Source organism: Aurantiacibacter sp. MUD61, assembly GCF_027912455.1.
GTDB lineage: Bacteria > Pseudomonadota > Alphaproteobacteria > Sphingomonadales > Sphingomonadaceae > Alteraurantiacibacter.
On sequence record NZ_CP115446.1, the window covers coordinates 437094 to 455000 of the forward strand.

Annotated in this window: 14 protein-coding genes, 4 tRNA genes and 2 rRNA genes (1 of these 20 cut by a window edge); 8 read left to right on the plus strand and 12 right to left on the minus strand. The window is 58.1% G+C overall.

Features of this window, described 5'->3' with window-relative positions:
* Positions 1-71 precede the first annotated feature (71 nt).
* Complete coding sequence (locus tag O2N64_RS02080; RefSeq protein WP_271078642.1) at positions 72-596, minus strand: hypothetical protein; 525 nt, start codon at positions 594-596, stop codon at positions 72-74.
* A 498-nt stretch (positions 597-1094) separates the two neighbouring features.
* On the opposite strand from O2N64_RS02080, the gene O2N64_RS14410 reads away from it, so the two are divergent.
* Positions 1095-1496, plus strand: coding sequence for a toxin-activating lysine-acyltransferase (locus O2N64_RS14410; RefSeq protein WP_442866740.1), 402 nt, complete (start codon positions 1095-1097; stop codon positions 1494-1496).
* Positions 1497-1566: 70 nt separating this feature from the next.
* Positions 1567-1947 carry an SEL1-like repeat protein gene (locus tag O2N64_RS02090; protein WP_271078644.1) on the plus strand — a complete coding sequence of 127 codons (381 nt, stop codon included), beginning with the start codon at positions 1567-1569 and terminating at the stop codon, positions 1945-1947.
* A 35-nt stretch (positions 1948-1982) separates the two neighbouring features.
* On the opposite strand, the gene O2N64_RS02095 is transcribed toward O2N64_RS02090, so the two are convergent.
* Positions 1983-2056: transfer RNA gene (locus O2N64_RS02095), tRNA-Gly, on the minus strand.
* Between the two features lie 287 nt (positions 2057-2343).
* On the opposite strand from O2N64_RS02095, the gene O2N64_RS02100 reads away from it, so the two are divergent.
* A complete protein-coding gene (locus O2N64_RS02100; RefSeq protein ID WP_271078645.1) occupies positions 2344-5388 on the plus strand; it encodes a TonB-dependent receptor in 3045 nt (1014 codons plus the stop codon).
* 75 nt (positions 5389-5463) lie between these two features.
* On the opposite strand, the gene O2N64_RS02105 is transcribed toward O2N64_RS02100, so the two are convergent.
* Together O2N64_RS02105 and O2N64_RS02110 are read right to left on the minus strand one after the other, a co-directional pair.
* Complete coding sequence (locus O2N64_RS02105) at positions 5464-7158, minus strand: alpha/beta fold hydrolase (RefSeq protein ID WP_271078646.1); 1695 nt, start codon at positions 7156-7158, stop codon at positions 5464-5466.
* A 147-nt stretch (positions 7159-7305) separates the two neighbouring features.
* Positions 7306-7758, minus strand: a complete 453-nt coding sequence (locus O2N64_RS02110) for a MaoC family dehydratase (RefSeq protein ID WP_271078647.1) — start codon at positions 7756-7758, stop codon at positions 7306-7308.
* Between the two features lie 75 nt (positions 7759-7833).
* Between O2N64_RS02110 and O2N64_RS02115 the strand changes: the two genes are divergently transcribed.
* The 4 genes from O2N64_RS02115 to O2N64_RS02130 all read left to right on the plus strand — a co-directional run bounded on the left by O2N64_RS02115 (position 7834) and on the right by O2N64_RS02130 (position 10887).
* Complete coding sequence (locus O2N64_RS02115; RefSeq protein ID WP_271078648.1) at positions 7834-8148, plus strand: I78 family peptidase inhibitor; 315 nt, start codon at positions 7834-7836, stop codon at positions 8146-8148.
* 67 nt (positions 8149-8215) lie between these two features.
* Positions 8216-8590, plus strand: a complete 375-nt coding sequence (locus O2N64_RS02120) for a hypothetical protein (protein ID WP_271078649.1) — start codon at positions 8216-8218, stop codon at positions 8588-8590.
* A gap of 87 nt (positions 8591-8677) precedes the next feature.
* Positions 8678-9823, plus strand: a complete 1146-nt coding sequence (locus O2N64_RS02125; protein ID WP_271078650.1) for an acyl-CoA dehydrogenase family protein — start codon at positions 8678-8680, stop codon at positions 9821-9823.
* Between the two features lie 8 nt (positions 9824-9831).
* Entirely contained in the window at positions 9832-10887 is a 1056-nt protein-coding gene (locus O2N64_RS02130) for an enoyl-CoA hydratase/isomerase family protein (protein WP_271078651.1), read from the plus strand.
* Here O2N64_RS02130 and O2N64_RS02135 read toward each other — a convergent pair.
* Genes O2N64_RS02135 through O2N64_RS02145 form a run of 3 tightly spaced genes read right to left on the minus strand, consistent with a single transcriptional unit; the run spans position 10884 to position 13411 of the window.
* Positions 10884-11678 carry a fructosamine kinase family protein gene (locus O2N64_RS02135; protein WP_271078652.1) on the minus strand — a complete coding sequence of 265 codons (795 nt, stop codon included), beginning with the start codon at positions 11676-11678 and terminating at the stop codon, positions 10884-10886. The two genes, O2N64_RS02130 and O2N64_RS02135, sit on opposite strands and share 4 nt — an antisense overlap.
* Before the next feature lie 9 nt (positions 11679-11687).
* Complete coding sequence (locus O2N64_RS02140) at positions 11688-12155, minus strand: low molecular weight protein-tyrosine-phosphatase (protein ID WP_271078653.1); 468 nt, start codon at positions 12153-12155, stop codon at positions 11688-11690.
* Complete coding sequence (locus tag O2N64_RS02145) at positions 12152-13411, minus strand: alkaline phosphatase PhoX (RefSeq protein ID WP_333781571.1); 1260 nt, start codon at positions 13409-13411, stop codon at positions 12152-12154. Before O2N64_RS02145 ends, O2N64_RS02140 begins: the two co-directional genes overlap by 4 nt.
* Before the next feature lie 260 nt (positions 13412-13671).
* Here O2N64_RS02145 and O2N64_RS02150 point away from each other — a divergent pair, with 260 nt between their 5' ends.
* The gene (locus O2N64_RS02150) at positions 13672-14205 is read left to right on the plus strand and encodes an O-acetyl-ADP-ribose deacetylase (protein WP_271078655.1); all 534 of its coding nucleotides are present in this window, start codon (positions 13672-13674) and stop codon (positions 14203-14205) included.
* Between the two features lie 60 nt (positions 14206-14265).
* On the opposite strand, the gene O2N64_RS02155 is transcribed toward O2N64_RS02150, so the two are convergent.
* The 5 genes from O2N64_RS02155 to O2N64_RS02175 all read right to left on the minus strand — a co-directional run.
* Positions 14266-14342 (minus strand) — tRNA-Met (locus O2N64_RS02155).
* Positions 14343-14460: 118 nt separating this feature from the next.
* Positions 14461-14575: ribosomal RNA gene (gene rrf, locus O2N64_RS02160) — 5S ribosomal RNA — on the minus strand.
* A gap of 146 nt (positions 14576-14721) precedes the next feature.
* Positions 14722-17510: ribosomal RNA gene (locus O2N64_RS02165) — 23S ribosomal RNA — on the minus strand.
* Between the two features lie 275 nt (positions 17511-17785).
* Positions 17786-17861, minus strand: a tRNA-Ala gene (locus O2N64_RS02170).
* Positions 17862-17879: 18 nt separating this feature from the next.
* A tRNA-Ile gene (locus O2N64_RS02175) sits at positions 17880-17907 on the minus strand (it continues 49 nt past the right edge of the window).

The window sequence follows — 17907 nt, forward strand, 5'->3', positions numbered from 1 at the left end:
GTAGATCGTGATGAGGCGGTAAGTTTCCTGCCAATCCCCGCTGTTCGCTGCGTCCCTGACTTGTTGGGCTGTTACCTCGGGCATTTATCCTCACCTCCTTCAATAATGCGCAGCGCAGCATCGATGCTGTCGATCGGAACATCACCGGACGTGCTTTGATGTACCGAGACCACAAAGAGCCAGTCCCGAAGACGGAACAGCTGGTTGGTCGCTTCCGGGTAGACGCTTTCTACCGTTCCCCTCTCTTGCTGCTCGAAATGCATCGCACGCCCACGAGTAATGTCCTTGAGCCGCGAATATTGCGGGTTGCCGAAATTCTCGTACAGGCGAGCGTAGTCGTCTGGACCACGCGGCGCATTTTGGAACAATTCAGAATGGAACTCTTCGGCGAAACGACCAGCAATGACTCGCAGCTCTCTCTCGACCTCCGAGCCATCATTCGTCGGGTAGGTTTCGCCGGTATAGACTTGTAAAAGGTACGCGCCCGCTTCCGAAACGAATGTGACGGAAACGTCATCGACGCCAGCATCATCAAGAATGCGCGTCATGCACGTCGCGTTCGCGACCTCCTGTGAGGACAAAGGCTCGTCATCCATAGACGAATCCCCGCAACCACTGACAAGCAGGCCGAGCGCGAATATGCGCAGGATCGAACGAAAGCCAGTTCGATGAATTGGCGTGTTTCGGTGCATTAAACACAACCCCTCCTCAAACCGCAGCTCGAGAGACGACGGCGAAGACCGAAGATGACTGATGTGCTTACGCCGATATTGCAAAAATCGGAGCAGCAGAAAGATGAGCGGCTGGTGCTCGCCCCCATGATACACGTCCCTGATGTCTTTAGCGGAAGACTCGGTAAACCTCTCGTGAGAATGTGACGAGATTATGGCAAGTGTCCCAAAAATTGTTCATTTTCATTCAGGTGACGATTTTGTAATGTCCGGCCAGGGGCTGGAAGCCTACGCGCTGACACGTTATGAGCAGTCCTGCAATCACACGGGAGAGAACCAATCAGCCAGCCAGAAGCCCCCACCGTCAGCCATTTGCTCGGCGAGATTTCGTGGCTCCTCACCCAGTCGAAAATTCATCGCCAATTGCCGCTGTTCATCCTCGAATCCATCGCGATGCCCGCGCTGCTGAAGGAGCAATTGTGGATTTTCCGTGATGGCGATCAGCCGGTGGGCGCTGCGTTTTGGGCATATTGCAATGAGGAAGCTCGCGCGAAGCTTGAGCAGGGTGTTTTTGCAAAGGACCAGGTCTTCACCATGGAAGACTGGCAATCGGGTGACGAAATCTGGCTGGTCGATCTGGTCGCGCCTTTTGCCACGCCAGAAAACAACCATGTCAAAATCATGATAGCCGACCTTGCCGCTGGCCCGCTGCGCGGAAAAGCGTTCAACTTCCATCAGACAGATCCAGCCACCGGAAAGAAGACGGTGGTCAACGTTCCTGCTGAAATGGGCGACAAGCTGGCTGCTGAGAGAAATGCGTCTTAGGCGCGGTGTTCAGTCTCTGGCGGGCGCCTTGTGCCTCGTTCTTGCCGCCTGCGCAGTTCCCGGAACTGTCATGACATCGGAGCATCGTGCCCTAACGCGCGCCGGGACAGACCACGAAGCGATCAGCCGGGAAGTCAACGCAATCCTTTCCGAATTTCCCGATGATCGGCTTGCCGAACTAGTAACAGAGGGAGATCGTGTCGCAGCGTTTGTTCTGGGCCAGGCTTATGAGAGTGGCATAGACCGCCCTGTCAATCTGGAGCGAGCACTCGCCTTGTATACTTTAGCCGCAGAGCCGGTAGAAACCGAGCGCACCTTTTATCAGGCGCCTGTGGGAAGCGAGGGCTACGGCTCAACCGTTTCCACTCCGACGCGAGTTGTCACGCTTCCAGCTGCGCTCAGCGCGCGCGATCGGGTCGCCGCTATGCTCGCTACTCAGCACGGCGACTAACCACACCACAATTCTTGCGGATAGGATCTGAAACCTGGAGCGGGTGAAGGGAATCGAACCCTCGTCGTCAGCTTGGGAAGCTGCTGCTCTACCATTGAGCTACACCCGCTTGAGGTGAAAAGCTGCGCCTAGAGCCGTGCTCCATCAGCCGTCAATAGCCGAAAAATGACACCGCTAGACATTTTGCTGGAAATGGTCTCTAAAGCGTGTAATGACACCGCTGGACATTTTGTTGCCTGGGGCTGACCGCCGCAAACTCTCCGGGGATTTGCGCGCCGCTCTGGTAAATTGGTATGACAGAAAAAGACACTATGGTATGTTATAGAGGTTGACAGTCGAGTTCACCAATCTACCCTGAAGGGAAAACAAGATTGGGAACCAATAGGGAGTGGTAAAATGAGTATTCGCGATAAGCGTATCCGCACGGGCACAGCCCGTATTCTTTCCGGCCTCTTGGCGGGCACAGCTCTGACTCTTGGCGCAAGCGCTGCTTCTGCGCAGGACGCTGGCACGCCACCTGACAATACCGATCCGGAGGCCAATACCGGTGAAGATATCGTGGTCACCGGCATTCGCGGCGCGTTGGAAAGCGCGCTCAATCAGGAACGCAATGCGGACAGCCTGATCGAAGTCATCCAGGCCGAAGACATCGGCAAACTGCCCGACCAGAACCTTGCCGAAGTTCTCGAAAACATCCCTGGCGTCCAGATCACCCGCCGTGCAGGCGTTGGCAGCGGTGTGCAGATCCGCGGGACGAACGACAACCGTACCGAAATCAATGGTGTCTCTACCGTCGGCTCCGGCCAGGGGCGTGGCGGCATCAATTTCGAAGATGTGAATGCCGCGATCATCGCCTCTCTGGAAGTCATCAAGGCGCCTGAGGCAAACACCATTGAAGGCTCTGTTGGCGGTACGATCAACCTGCGCACGATCCGCCCGCTTGAACTGACGGAGCGGGTCGCATCGGTGCGACTGCAAGGCGAATACAGCGAATTTGCAGACAGCATCACGCCGCGCGTTTCCGCCAGCTTCGGCGACAATTGGGAAACCGGGATCGGCGATATCGGCATCGTGATCGCGGGCAGCTATACCGAGCAGGAAGCTGTCTCCTTCCGCCCGCGTGTCGACCGCGATGGCGGCCTTGTCGAGAATGTGAATGCCGATGTCATTCGCAACGGCAATCTGGAAAACCAGCCGACCCGCCGACCGGCTGCACAGAGCTTCGATTTCCTCGGCATCCAGTTCCTCAACCAGGAGCTTGAGAATTTCGAGTACGAAACGATCAACTTTGCCGGATCGCTGGAATGGGCACCGGCCGACAATCTGCGCCTTTTCTTCGATGCGTTCTACAATGACCAGGAGCGGCGGCAGGATAGCTCGCGCGTGCAGGGTTCTGGCGTAAGCGCGGTCCTCAACTACAACGTGCCTGACACGTTCGAGACGGTCGATTTCGGCACGCTCGACGGGGTGGACCTTGGCAGCATCGAGGCCGCTCTGACCGGCACCATCCAGCCGAACCTCGGCATTGACGATGACGATCCGAACCTGCGCTTTTCCAGCGACACCGGCGCGCGCCTGACCGAAAGCCAGCTTTATCGTCTCGGCTTCGAATGGGAAATCGGCCGTCTTTCGCTGTTTGTCGAAGCGTCGACATCCCGCTCCGACACGGTCAATCCGAACCTCAGTACGACGCTGAATTTCATCAATCCGGTCACCCCGCTCGATGCAGGTGGCGGGAATGATAATGCGGTTCCGTTCCGTTACGATCTGACCGACGGGCTCACCTTTGGCCTCGACACAAGCTCGCCTTTTGCTCCGTCCACGGCGCAATTGCTCGATCCGGCCAATGTCGTGCTCGATGCGATCCAAGTGGGCGCGGATGAGACGGAGAATTCCGAAGACGCGTTCCGTATCGACATGTCCTACGATTTCTACGATTTCACAGGCTTCATCACGTCGCTCGATTTCGGCTTCCGCTACAACAATCGCAGCAGCCAGTTTCAGGACATCGGATCGACGCTTGGCCTGAGCGCGCTCGATGACAGCCCGCGTGGCACAGTCTTCGCCGAGCTTTTGGTACCCGGCCCCGACAATTACGACGCTGGCGATGGGCGCGAACTGTTCTTCGGCGATTTCCTGCTGATCGATCCGGACCGCGCGTTCAACGATCAGGCGGGCACGCTGGATATCCTGCAAGCGGCGCTGGCCAGTGTTCCGGGCATGCGCACAATCGACGATCCTTCGCCCAACCCTGCCGGTTTCTACGATATCGAGGAAACCACGGTGGCGATGTACGGGCAGGCGAATTTCGAATTCGGGCCGGTGCGCGGGAATGTCGGCCTACGTTATGTGGCGACCAATATCGACTCCACGGGCAACAATATCTCCGGCGGTTCGGTGACGTCCGTCACGACTTCGGGCGATTACGAGGAATGGTTGCCGCGCCTAAACCTCATTGTCGAGCCATTGGAAGATGTCGTGCTGCGCGCGTCCTATACTGAGGATATCAACCGGCCGGATTTCAACCAGCTCTCGACGTCGATCGTTTTCGGCACAAGCTCGCAGGCCGCCATCCCCATCGGCAATCCAAGCCTGCAGCCGGAGACAGTTTCATCCTATGATGTGTCGGTCGACTGGTATTTCGCTCCCTCCGCTCTCGTAAGCGTCGGCTTCTTCCACAAGGATCGCACGAACCTGTTCGTCTCGCAGCTGGAAGAGGCATTCCGCGATGGCAATGGCTTTGGCGACATCACTCCGCCATGCGAAGGCGGCGGTATCTACAACCCGATTGCCGATCGCAACATCTCGTCCAACATTCCGGGCAACGGGATCTGCGTCGATATCCTGACCACCATCAACGATGCGGCGAGCACGACGCAGACGGGTATCGAAGTTGCATTCCAGTATGACCTGTCTGCCTTCGAAGACACGCTAGGCTTCGCCTCAGGCTTCGGGGTGATCGCCAACTACACCTATCAGGATTTTGGCGGCGGCGAGGCATCGAACACATCCGCATCGCGCGGCACCGACGTCTTCAATGCGATCAACGGAATTTACGACAGCGCAAATTTCGTGCCGGTTACTGCGGTTCAGGGGCTGCTCGACTTCTCTCCGCATGCGTACAATGTGACGCTGTTCTACGAGAAGTACGGCATTTCCGCCCGCGCCCGCTACACCTGGCGGGATGAATTCCGCACGCTTGATACCGCTGGCGGGGCCTCGCTCAACTCGACCTTCGGCTTCCCCGTGGTGACGGACGCGCGCGGACAGCTGAACGCCAGCATCGTGTATCAGCTCACCGACTTCTTGAGTGTTGGCGTGGAAGGCGTGAACCTGACGGGCTCCGACATCTTCCAATATTGCGTCAACAATGATGCGCTGTTGTGCTTCCAGGGCTTGCCCGATCGCCGGGTCACCTTTGGTGCCACACTCAGCTTCTGATTTCAGGTAAACTCCTGCACCAAACTGGGCGCTCCGGGAAACCGGGGCGCCTTTTTGTGTGCCGGGGGCGAGCGCCTAGTCTGCCTCGTGCAGCAAGGCGACTTGCTCAAATACGGCCGCGGGCGCCTGAAAGAGGCTGTATCCTGCCGCGCCTGAGATAGGGCCCACCGCAGTGATCCCGCGTCGGAGCGCAAAATCTTCCATCTGCTGCGGCGGCACAACCACGTCCTCCGCCGCGAAGACCAGCCGCACAGGGCGCTCACAACGCTCAAGCCAGAGCGACCAATCGGATGTCATGATAGCAAGACCGTGCGCCATCGCCGCGCCGAAACGATCAGGCCTGTGCTCCGCCGCGCGGCGCATGGTGCGCGCCACATCGGGATCGCGCAGTGTCGCCATGTCACGCGGACTGTCCTGAAACAATCTGTCGAAATAGTGGTGCGCTTCCCCGCGCATGGCGAGGCGAAAAACCGCGCGCGAGAACAGCTCGAAGAAGCGCGGGAAACGCGAGCCAAGCTCCATCGGAGCGCGCCATGATGCGGGCATGGTGCTGCGATCTCCGATTTCGCACAGCGGCATGGCCATACCGGCAAGCACCATGCCGGAGAATCTGCCCGGATGGCGCGCGAGAGCGGCAAACCCATAAGCCGTGGACAGGCTGCAGGCGATAATCGTGCAATCCTCCCAGCCGATCGCATCAAGGAAAGCGGGGAGTTTGTCGGCAAAGGATTCGATCCTGGCGGCTGCCGGAAGGTGCGCGTCCTCGCCGGTGTAAAAAGGCATCCAGGGAATGACGATGTCGAGCCCGGTTGCCCTGTTTGCGGCGATAACGGCATCCGGCAGGAATGGCCCCTCCATGGCGCCATGCAGCAGCAGAACACGCTCACCGCCAGCTTTGCCGACGCGTTCGTAGCGGATGGTCTCGCCTTCGACCTCAACTGTCTTTGCAGGCACAATCCCGCCGTTCTCGACCGCCGCGAGCGAGTCACTCGCGATTAGGCCGATGAAGCCGGCATAAAGCGAAATGACCTCGCCCTGCGTGCCGACAGCAAGCTTCTGCTGCAGGCGTTTGAGCTGCGTGCGCGCTGTGCCGATGGCGCGTCCGCGATCGGCGGCGAAATCATTCACGCTGCGTCCTTCGACCAGAAAGCGCACCAGCTCTGTCTCGGTATCGCTGAGGCCAAAGACATCGGCAAATACGTCGCGATCACGTTCCGACCATTGCAGGCCCATGCGCCGCACGATCACCGCCGCCGCGTCGGAAGGCTGGCCTTTGACAGCAAGCCCTAAAGTGCCGCGCTGGTCCTCAGAACCGGTGTAGAAGCGGATGACCATAGCGGCGTTGTCGGTCTGCCGCTCTGCCAGCGCACGCAACGCCTGTTCCATCGTGTCGCTGTCTGTTGCGAGCCATTGCGCAAAATCATCGCCCGTCTGCATGTCCGATGCGCGCAGCCGCTCATCGTCAATGCCAAGGACATTCAGCGCTGCATCCAGGCGCAACAGGCAGCCCGGATCGCCAGCGGCACGCACAGCCTCTGCATCCACGCCGAAGGATGAGAAATCGCGCGCCTCGCGCTCCGGCAGGCTGTCGAACAATTGGCTCGCCTGCTCGAAATGCTCATCGAGCGCGCCATCGCCAGCCTCAAGCCCCGCGCCATGCATGGCGATCACATCCTGCATTTCGCGCAGCCGCATGGGGTCGGCGACGATTCGATAGGTTTCGCGGATCAGGTGATCGACATTGGCGGGACGGACATCTTTCTCGCTCAATTTTACATCACCTTTTGGCCTGCCATTCGATCCTTACGGATCGAATGAATTCCTAGAGGCGAGATGCCCGCAGCGTCGATACCCCATCTGGTATATCGCTAATTCTACATGCAAACGCCAACGGCCAGTCGATGCTTCACGGAGGTGTCAGGCGGGCCGTTTGTTCTGCAGGCTAGCGCGCTTGCAGCTCGCGACCAGAACATCGTTCTGATTGTAGGCGCGGTGAGCGAAGGTGACGATCCCTTGCGTCGGTCGGCTCTTGCTTTCGCGCAGCTCGAGCACTTCGCTCTCGATCCGCAGCGTATCACCGATGAAGACAGGCGCTGGAAAGCGCACTTCATCCCAGCCGAGATTGGCCGCTGCCGTGCCCAGCGTCGTGTCATGCACGCTGATCCCCACCATCAGGCTAAGCGTAAAACACGAATTCACCAGAACCTGCCCGTAATTGGTGCCTTTCATATATTCGGCATCCAGATGCAGCGCGGCCGGGTTATGCGTCATGGTGGTAATCATGACATTGTCGGTTTCGGTCACCGTGCGGCGCAGCTGGTGATCGAATGTCTGTCCGACGCTGAATTCTTCAAACCACAGGCCTGCCATCGTGATGTCTCCTTTGCTGCGCCTCCTAGCGCGCAGCGTCAAGAGAGGCTAGAACAGATGCCGAGGAGACCGATTATGCGCAATTTGCTCAGCCTTGCCGCCACCGTGCCGCTGGCTTTCACCCTCGCCGCCTGCGCCACCGATGGCGCTGCAGACATGACCGAGATGCCCGTTCGCGAGCCAACCGGTGAGTGCAATGCGGACCCCGTCCAGTATCACATCGGGCACACCGCATCTGCCGGAATGGGCCAGGCTATGCTGACGGAATCGGGCGCGCGGCAGCTACGCTGGGTTCCGCCCCGCACTGCCGTGACAATGGATTATCGTCCCGATCGGCTGACCGTTTCCTACGATGACGATCTTGTGATCGAGCGCGTTTCCTGCGGCTGATCCGTCAGCAATTGGGTAACTCCTGCTTTGCTATTATCCCGCAGCTTTGAAAAACGGGATTCGAAAGATGCGCCTGAAAACATTTGGCCTGCTGCCCCTCCCGCTGCTGATTGCGGCGTGTGACGATGATCTGGACAGCCGCAATGCGGCCGCTGGTGTCGATCGCGAAGGGCAAAGCGAATTCGTGGTTCAGCAGCCGAGAGCGCGCGTGGCCAGTTCGGAAGGCTCTTCGCGGGTCGAAGGTTTCGACGACACCGAGGAGCAGGAAGAGCGCGCACGTACCGGCAGCGATCGTGGCGGCGAAGATGACGGTGAAGAGGTCGTCGTCGACGCCGCGCCGGATGAGCTGATCGATTCAGCGGAAGGATTTTCAGCCGAGCCGATGGACGATACATCGGGCTTCGATCCATCTCCCCCGCCGCCGGAAACATTCGGCGATTAGGACAAGCATTGGGCCAGGATATGGCCCACCAGACTGGTTGCACCTGCAATCACTTCCTGACATGGGAGCGAGCAGGAGATTTATGCAATGACTGGACAGTTTCAGCTCAATGAAGACCAGCTCGCCATTCAGGAAATGGCGCAGCGATTCACTGCCGATAACATCACCCCGCATGCAGGCGAATGGGACGAAAAACACCATTTCCCCGTCGATCTGATCAAGAGCACGGCAGAGCTTGGCTTTGGCGGCATTTATGTGAGCGAAGAAAGCGGCGGCATAGGTCTGGGACGACTGGAAGCAGCACTGATCATGGAAGCCATGGCCTATGGCTGCCCCACCACCAGCGCCTTTATCTCCATCCACAATATGGCCGCATGGATGATCGACACCTTCGGATCGGACGATCTGAAGGGTCGCTATCTTGACGACCTTATCAGCATGGAAAAGCTCGCCAGCTATTGTCTGACCGAGCCCGGCAGCGGTTCCGACGCGGCGGCGCTGAAAACAAGCGCAAAGCTGGATGGCGACCACTACGTGCTCAACGGCACCAAGCAGTTCATCTCAGGCGGCGGCGTGAATGATGTGTATGTCGTGATGGTCCGGACGGACGAGCACAAGACACGCGGCATCACCGCGCTCGTGGTCGACAAGGACACACCGGGTGTAAGCTTCGGCGCGCCGGAGAAGAAGCTCGGCTGGAACGCCTCACCCACGGCGCAGGTCATCTTTGAAGATGCGCGCGTGCCGGTCGCCAACCGCATCGGCAGCGAGGGCGAAGGGTTCCGCTTTGCCATGGCTGGCCTTGATGGCGGCCGCCTCAATATCGGTGCCTGCTCATTGGGCGGAGCGCAGCGGTGTCTTGATGAGGCGATCGCCTATTCCAAGGATCGCCAGCAATTCGGCCAGCCAATCGCCGATTTCCAGAACACCCAGTTCATGCTCGCCGATATGGCGACAGAGTTGGAGGCAGCGCGCGCGCTGCTCTATCTCGCGGCTGCCAAAGTGACGGACAACGCACCTGATAAGACGCGTTTCTCCGCCATGGCCAAGCGCCTCGCCACCGATAGCGGCAGCAATGTCGTCAACAATGCGCTGCAGATTTTCGGCGGCTACGGCTATTTGCGCGACTATCCGATCGAGCGTTTCTGGCGCGACCTGCGCGTCCACTCTATCCTCGAAGGCACCAATCAGGTGATGCGCATGATCGTCGGCCGCGATCTGCTGCGGCAGTAAGGATTTCCATGACCCAAGACGTAAACATCCACGCGCATGATGCGATCCTGCATATATCGCTCAATCGCCCGAAAGCGTTGCATGCGCTGACGCAGGACATGTGCGAAGCGCTGTCAGAAGCGCTGCTGCGCGTGCGCGAAGACGAGAAACTTCACGCCGTCATTCTCGATCACGCCGAAGGCCGCGGTTTTTGCGCGGGCGGCGATGTGGCGATGGTGCGCAAATCGGCGCTGGAGGATGACGGAAAGGCAGGCCGCGCCTTCTTCCATGCGGAGTATCGTCTCAACCATCTGATGTTCACCTACGACACGCCGATCGTCGCCTTCATGGATGGGGTGACGATGGGCGGCGGCGTGGGCATTTCGCAGCCCTGCGAATTCCGCGTTGCGACCGAAAACACGATGTTCGCCATGCCCGAAGGCAATATCGGACTGTTCCCCGATGTCGGCGCAAGCTGGTATCTGCCACGCCTTCCGGGCGCGACCGGAAAGTTCCTCGCACTCACGGCAGCGCGTCTCGATGGTGCGGAATGCCTGTGGGCGGGGCTCGCAACGCATTACCTCAAAAGCGAAGACACCGCCGAAGCCAAGGCGCGCATCGCAGCGGGCGAGGATCCGAGTGCTGTCCTGACCGACATGTCCTCCACGCCGCCGCCTGCTCGCATTGCCGAAAATAGCGACAAGATCAATCTGCTGTTCGGTCCCGACACGGTTGAGGGCATTATCGAAGCACTCGAAAATTCAGGCACCGAATGGGCGGAGAAAGAGCTGAAGGCGGTCAAGGCAAAGTGCCCGACCACCAGCAAAGTCGCGCTGCGGCAGTTTGCTGAAAACGCACATTGTAAAACCTTCGCCGAGAACATGGTCATGGAATACCGGGTCGCGAGCCGCATGATGCTGCGCCATGATTTTGCCGAAGGCGTGCGCGCCGTGTTGATCGACAAGGACGGCAATCCCGCGTGGGATCCGGCCAAGCCCGAAGATGTGCACGAGGCGCTGATCGAAGGCATTTTCGCCGAAGATCCTGATGGCGGCGAATGGACGCCGTTCCCGAAGCTTAGCTAAAAGCCGAGCGTTCGGAGCGCAGTCGTGACGGAGCTTCTGTAGCTGTCTCCGAACAGGCGCAGATGCACCAGCAGCGGCCATAGGCGATAGATCGGCAGGCGTTCGCGCCAGCCCTCCTCCAGCTCCAGCGCCTCGAAAAATTCGTGAGGCGGATGATCGAACAGGGTGAGCATCGCCAAATCGACCTCGCGGTGACCGACATAGCTCGCTGGATCGATCAGCGCGGCCAGCTTGCCTTGGTGAAACAGGATATTGCCGCCCCACAAATCGCCGTGAAGCAGACTTTGCGTCGGAAATGCAGGGAGCAAATCGGGCAGGCTCTTGCCCAGACGTTCGAGCCTGCGCGCAATCGCGCTGTCGATCTTTTCCGCGTGGCATAGCAGGCGGTTTTCAGCCCAGAACTCGGGCCAGTTTTCGGTGCGCGGATTGGCCACGGTGACTGTTCCGAAGGCGTAGTCATCCTCCCAGCCATATTGCTCATCGCGGGGCGCATGCAGCTGCGCGAGTGCGTCGGCGAGGCTTTCCCAGCCCTTCGCCCCGTCCGCTTCGATGTAATCCATGATCAGCAGGTCGCCCTCGCTGTGCCAGACGCGGGGAGCAGGGGCACCGGTTTTCGCGATAGCTTCCAGCATGGCGCCTTCGCGCGCCACCAGTGGTCCGCTCTTGGCGACTGCGCGGCGGCCATCCGCCAGATCAACCAAGGTCGCGCCGCCCAGATCGCCGCCCTGCAGCTTTCGCCCTCCGGCAATCGTGCTGCCGGTAATCGCCTCAAACCGATGCTGCCAGCTCACACGCAAACCCTATTTGCCGAGCAGGCGAACAATCGCATCCGCAGCGCTGCTGACATCGCTCCACGTAATTTCGAATCCGTCGGCATCGCCATAATAGGGATCGGCCACAGCATCGCCCTCTCGCCCCGGTACGATATCGAGGAGAAGAGCCACTTCCGCTGTCCCATCGGCAGGAGCCAGGCGCTGCAGATCTACCAGATTCTGCGCGTCGAGCGCGAAGATATGCGTGAAGCGCGTGAAGTCTTTCTCCGTTACCTGCCGGGCGCGAAGCCCGGAAATGTCGACGCCTTTTTCACGCGCCGTTGCGATCGCCCTGCTGTCGGGCGGATTGCCCAAATGCCATCCGCCGGTGCCAGCGCTGTCTATCTCGACGTCCAATCCGGCATCCCGAGTCGCGACCCGCAAAGCGCCTTCGGCCATGGGTGACCGGCAAATATTGCCAAGGCAGACGAACAGGACCGAAGGCATGTCGCTCATGCAGTCGGCCACGGCCCGGTGATGGCAAGAGTCATGGTCGGCCAATAGGCGTTCACGAACAGCGTCCGCCCGTCGGGAGAAAAACAGGCACCTGCCGGCTCGGTCTGCAATCGCAGGCGGCCGAAGGCATAAGCCTCGCCGGCCGGAGTGATGCCGCGCAAATGATTGTCGACCGTGTCGCCATATTGGTCTTCACAAACGATGAGATCACCGAATGGAGAGACCACAAGATTGTCGCCAAAGCTGTATTCGCTCGCCGCCGGGCTTTCATAGAACAGCTCCAGCAGATCGACGCTGTCAGGACGCGGAGTAAAGCGGAAAATCTGCCCTTCGCCCGCTGCGCCGCCGCTGGTTGCGGTGAAATACATTTCGCCATCGCCCATCCAGATGCCTTCACCGCGCGCAAAGATCGCCGCGCCCTGATCCGCGCCGCGTTGGCGCAGATCATCATCGAAGGCTTCGACATTGTCCAGCGTGAGCCATGTTCCGGGGACCATGCTGCCTACGGAAAGACGGCTGCCGCCATCTTCCGAGTTGCGCGTATCCTGCATCCCGTCGAGCTTGAGCGCCTGCAGTGTACCACCTGCCGCCAGATCGCCCGGCACATCGGGAATGAAGCGATAGAACAGCGAGTCTCCGCGGTCTTCGGTCATATAAACAATGCCCGTGCGCGGATCGACGCAGGCGGCTTCGTGATTGAAACGGCCCATGGCGCGCAGCGGCTGCGGATCGACAAGGCCGCCGCTATTCGCAGGCACTTCGAATACATAGCCGTGGTTCTTGTTGAGGCGACCTCCCGACTCTTCGACTGTCGTGGTATTCTCTTCGCAGCTGAGCCACGTATTCCACGGCGTGACGCCGCCCGCGCAATTACGGATGGTGCCTGCCAAACTGCGATATTGCTCCTGCACCTCCAGCGTCTCTGCATCGAGAATGATAGTGGTCGTGCCCCCGGGCAGAGCCAAGAGGCTTCGCGCAACGGTGTCATAGGCAGGTGAAACCGCGATGACGTTTTCCGCAGAGGGGCGCAATTCATGGTTGCGCACGAGCGCGATCTTGCCGTCGCCAATGTCAAAGCACCCCATGCCGTCGGCGGCATCGGGCACACCTTCGCCATCGTCCATCATGTCGCCCGACCGCGAGATGATGCGATAGGAAAAGCCGGGGGGCAAATCGAGGATACCGGCCGGATCAGGCTGCAAAGCGCCGAAGCGATTGCCCTCAGGCATGGAGCGCACAGTGGCTGTGTTCGACATGCATCCGCTCAGCAGCAAACCACCAAAGGCAGTCGACGTTGAAGCGAGGAATTTGCGACGATCAGTTTGCAACATGAAACGGTGTTCCCATCAGATATATTTGCCGTTCTATTAGCGCATAATGTCGCGCGTATGTCACCCCGCCCATCGCCTTAGGTTGGCGGATTCACAGAGCAAGCACCGCGCGCGTAGAAAGATTAAACGGTTTGCCTATCATCGGGATTATTGCTGGGGGCAACCGCTTGGGATAGCCTCTTCAGATGGCTGAACGAAACCATGCAATCCTCTCTGTGATGATCGGCGACATAACCAAGTGCCATGTCGACGCGATCGTCAATTCGGCGAACACGTCGCTTCTGGGCGGAGGCGGCGTAGATGGAGCGATCCACCGCGCTGCCGGGCCGGAGCTGGTCCACGAATGCCGGATCCTGGGCGGCTGCAAGATCGGTCAGGCGAAGATCACCAAAGGCTACAAATTGCCTGCCCGGCACATCATCCACACCGTCGGGCCGAACTGGCAAGGCGGCGACAAGGGCGAGCCCGAATTGCTGGCGTCGTGTCACGAAACATCTCTGGCGCTCGCCCGGCAGCATGGCCTGCGCACGCTTGCCTTTCCCGCGATCTCGACAGGCCGGTTTGGTTATCCCGTCTCGCAAGCTGCTGGCGTTGCGGTGACCACCGCCTGTGCAGCTGTCACGGACACGCCCGATGCCTTCGACGCGATTACCTTTGTCTGCTTCGACGAAGCGACTGCTGACGCATATCGCTCTGCGCTGGCGGTAAGGCGCCCATGATGACAGGGACCTAAACGCAAAAAGGCCGCCCCGAGGGACGGCCTTTTTGCTTTGTGAACTTGGTTGCGGGAGTTGGATTTGAACCAACGACCTTCAGGTTATGAGCCTGACGAGCTACCGGACTGCTCCATCCCGCGTCACCTAGTTTTGCCTCAAGCCCGCAAGGCCAGAGACGAAAAAGCCGCCGCTCGGTAACACCGGCAGCGGCTTTTTTGAAATCGTGAATGGGTTACCTTGCTGCTCGCCGGCTATAATGCCTGGCGGCGACCTACTCTTCCAGTGCTTAAGCACTAGTACCATCGGCGCTACCTGGTTTCACGGCCGAGTTCGAGATGGGATCGGGTGGGTCACAGGCGCTATGACCACCAAGCAATAAAGCCGGCGTGCGGGCAAGGTTTTAAATCGATGCACCAATCATGGTGTTTGTGCGTTTGAAGGCGTCATTATCCGGCTTTGAGAATTCCTCCTCAACACCAGTCTGAGTAATACTCAGGCCTGACATTGATGGTGGGATCCAACAAGCGCGAACAGAACTATTAGGACTGGTTAGCTCCACGTATTACTACGCTTCCACACCCAGCCTATCAACGTGATGGTCTATCACGGTTCGATGATTGCTTATCTTGAGGGAGGCTTCCCGCTTAGATGCTTTCAGCGGTTATCCCGTCCATACATAGCTACCCTGCTGCACCGCTGGCGCGATGACAGGTACACCAGAGGTATGTTCACCCCGGTCCTCTCGTACTAGGGGCAACTCCTCTCAACAATCGACGCCCACGGCAGATAGGGACCAAACTGTCTCGCGACGTTCTGAACCCAGCTCACGTACCACTTTAATTGGCGAACAGCCAAACCCTTGGGACCTGCTCCAGCCCCAGGATGTGATGAGCCGACATCGAGGTGCCAAACACTGCCGTCGATATGAGCTCTTGGGCAGTATCAGCCTGTTATCCCCGGCGTACCTTTTATCCGTTGAGCGATGGCCCTTCCACGAGGGACCACCGGATCACTATGACCGACTTTCGTCTCTGCTCGACTCGTCAGTCTCGCAGTCAGGCAGGCTTATGCCATTGCACTCTCGCAGCTGGTTTCCAACCAGCCTGAGCCTACCATCGCGCGCCTCCGTTACTCTTTAGGAGGCGACCGCCCCAGTCAAACTACCCGTCACAGAGGGTCCCTGTACCGGATAACGGTACGAGGTTAGACATCAGAAAACAGCAGGGTGGTATTTCACCTATGGCTCCACGCGGACTGGCGCCCACGCTTCAAAGCCTCCCACCTATGCTACACAACTCTTTCCTAATGCCACTCTGAAACTGCAGTAAAGGTGCACGGGGTCTTTCCGTCTAACCGCGGGTATCCCGCATCTTCACGGGAACTTCAATTTCGCTGAGCATATCCTGGAGACAGTGGGGAAGTCGTTACGCCATTCGTGCAGGTCGGAACTTACCCGACAAGGAATTTCGCTACCTTAGGACCGTTATAGTTACGGCCGCCGTTTACTGGGGCTTCAATTCGGAGCTTTCACTCCTCCTCTTAACCTTCCAGCACCGGGCAGGCGTCAGACCCTATACGTCGTCTTGAAGCCGACTTAGCAGAGTCCTGTGTTTTTGATAAACAGTCGCTACCCCCTGGCCTGTGCCCCCTGAAAAGACTTGCGTCGATCCAGGGCCTCCTTCTTCCGAAGGTACGGAGGCAATTTGCCGAGTTCCTTCAGGATACTTCACTCAAGCGCCTTGGTATACTCTACCTGACCACCTGTGTCGGTTTCGGGTACGGTCTATATGAAGAGGCTATTTCCCGGGACAACTTGGCAGCCCAACCAATCCAATAAGGTTGAACTACTTCCGCCATCCGTCACACATCTTCAGGCCCACGAATATTAACGTGGTTCCCATCGACTACCCCCTTCGGGCTCGTCTTAGGGGCCGGCTTACCCTGCGCCGATTAGCGTTGCGCAGGAACCCTTGGTCTTTCGGCGAGAGGGCATCTCACCCTCTTTATCGCTACTCATGTCAGCATTCGCACTTCCGATATCTCCACCGTCGGTTACCCTTCGGCTTCATCAACTTACGGAACGCTCCGCTACCGCTGCAGTAAACTGCAACCCTAAGCTTCGGTGCATATCTTTAGCCCCGTTACATCTTCGCCGCAGGAACCCTTATTTAGACCAGTGAGCTGTTACGCTTTCTTTAAAGGATGGCTGCTTCTAAGCCAACCTCCTGGTTGTTTTGGGATTCCCACATGCTTTCCCACTTAGATATGACTTGGGGACCTTAGCTGTAGGTTAGGGCTGTTTCCCTTTTGACGACGGACCTTAGCACCCGCCGTCTGTCTGCCAGACAAGACTCAATGGTATTCGGAGTTTGGTTAGGTTTGGTACCGCTCGCGCAGCCCTAGCCCATCCAGTGCTCTACCCCCATTGGCATACATCTGACGCTCTACCTCAATAGATTTCGCGGAGAACCAGCTATTTCCCGGCTTGATTGGCCTTTCACCCCTAAACACAAGTCATCCGATAATTTTTCAACATTAAACGGTTCGGCCCTCCAGTGCGTGTTACCGCACCTTCAGCCTGCTCATGCCTAGATCGCCGGGGTTCGGGTCTAATCCAACATACTTAGTCGCCCTATTCAGACTCGCTTTCGCTGCGCCTACACCTAACGGCTTAAGCTTGCATGTTAGATTAAGTCACTGACCCATTATGCAAGAGGTACGCTGTCACCCCCTAAAGGGGCTCCAACTGATTGTAAGCATCCGGTTTCAGGTACTGTTTCACTCCCCTAATCGGGGTGCTTTTCACCTTTCCCTCACGGTACTGTGTTCGCTATCGGTCATGTACGAGTATTTAGGCTTGGAGGGTGGTCCCCCCATGTTCAGACAGGATTTCACGTGTCCCGCCCTACTCAAGTCCTTTTCAATCGTTTTCGCATACGGGACTGTCACCCACTATGGTCTCACTTTCCAGAGAGTTTTGCTAAGTTATGAAAAGGCACTGGCCTGGTCCGCGTTCGCTCGCCACTACTAACGGAATCTCGGTTGATGTCTTTTCCTCCGGGTACTGAGATGTTTCAGTTCCCCGGGTTCGCTTCACCAAGCCTATATATTCAGCTCGGTGATACCTTATCCACCTCTCTCGGATCACCAGAAGGTAACCAGAAAGAAATGGTGAAGGTGGGTTTCCCCATTCGGAAATCGCCGGATCGAAGCTTGCTCACAGCTCCCCGACGCTTATCGCAGCGTGCCACGTCCTTCTTCGCCTGTACATGCCAAGGCATCCACCAAATGCTCTTACCTCACGCTTGAGAATCCACACCATCAACGACAAGCCTGCATAAAAGCTGTTCGCTTAAAGATGGCGCGGAGGAATTATCTCAGCCAGATAATCAATTTGATTGATTTGTGATGCATAGACCAAACGCTTGACGGGTCGGCTAGACCTTCCAAGCAATCTATGCGCCACGGCATCGATTTAAAAACCCATTCACAATGTCAAAGACAGCGGTCGAAACCGCCTACCCGCCAAACGCGGGATCCGTTTTCTCTTCATCTCTGGAGTATTCGTTTTTCGCTCTTCGGCTGGTGGAGCCTATCGGGATCGAACCGATGACCCCCTGCTTGCAAAGCAGGTGCTCTCCCAGCTGAGCTAAGGCCCCATAGCCAAAGGCGAAAAATGGTGGGCCTGAGAGGATTTGAACCTCT

Coding starts and splice junctions, on each gene's coding strand:
- O2N64_RS02150 (WP_271078655.1), top strand. CDS start 13,672: ATGGCTGAACGAAACCATGCAATCCTCTCTGTGATGATCGGCGACATA.
- O2N64_RS02110 (WP_271078647.1), bottom strand. CDS start 7,758: ATGGCAGGCCTGTGGTTTGAAGAATTCAGCGTCGGACAGACATTCGAT.
- O2N64_RS02145 (WP_333781571.1), bottom strand. CDS start 13,411: ATGTCGAACACAGCCACTGTGCGCTCCATGCCTGAGGGCAATCGCTTC.
- O2N64_RS02140 (WP_271078653.1), bottom strand. CDS start 12,155: ATGAGCGACATGCCTTCGGTCCTGTTCGTCTGCCTTGGCAATATTTGC.
- O2N64_RS02125 (WP_271078650.1), top strand. CDS start 8,678: ATGACTGGACAGTTTCAGCTCAATGAAGACCAGCTCGCCATTCAGGAA.
- O2N64_RS02130 (WP_271078651.1), top strand. CDS start 9,832: ATGACCCAAGACGTAAACATCCACGCGCATGATGCGATCCTGCATATA.
- O2N64_RS02100 (WP_271078645.1), top strand. CDS start 2,344: ATGAGTATTCGCGATAAGCGTATCCGCACGGGCACAGCCCGTATTCTT.
- O2N64_RS02115 (WP_271078648.1), top strand. CDS start 7,834: ATGCGCAATTTGCTCAGCCTTGCCGCCACCGTGCCGCTGGCTTTCACC.
- O2N64_RS02120 (WP_271078649.1), top strand. CDS start 8,216: ATGCGCCTGAAAACATTTGGCCTGCTGCCCCTCCCGCTGCTGATTGCG.
- O2N64_RS02090 (WP_271078644.1), top strand. CDS start 1,567: ATGACATCGGAGCATCGTGCCCTAACGCGCGCCGGGACAGACCACGAA.
- O2N64_RS02080 (WP_271078642.1), bottom strand. CDS start 596: ATGGATGACGAGCCTTTGTCCTCACAGGAGGTCGCGAACGCGACGTGC.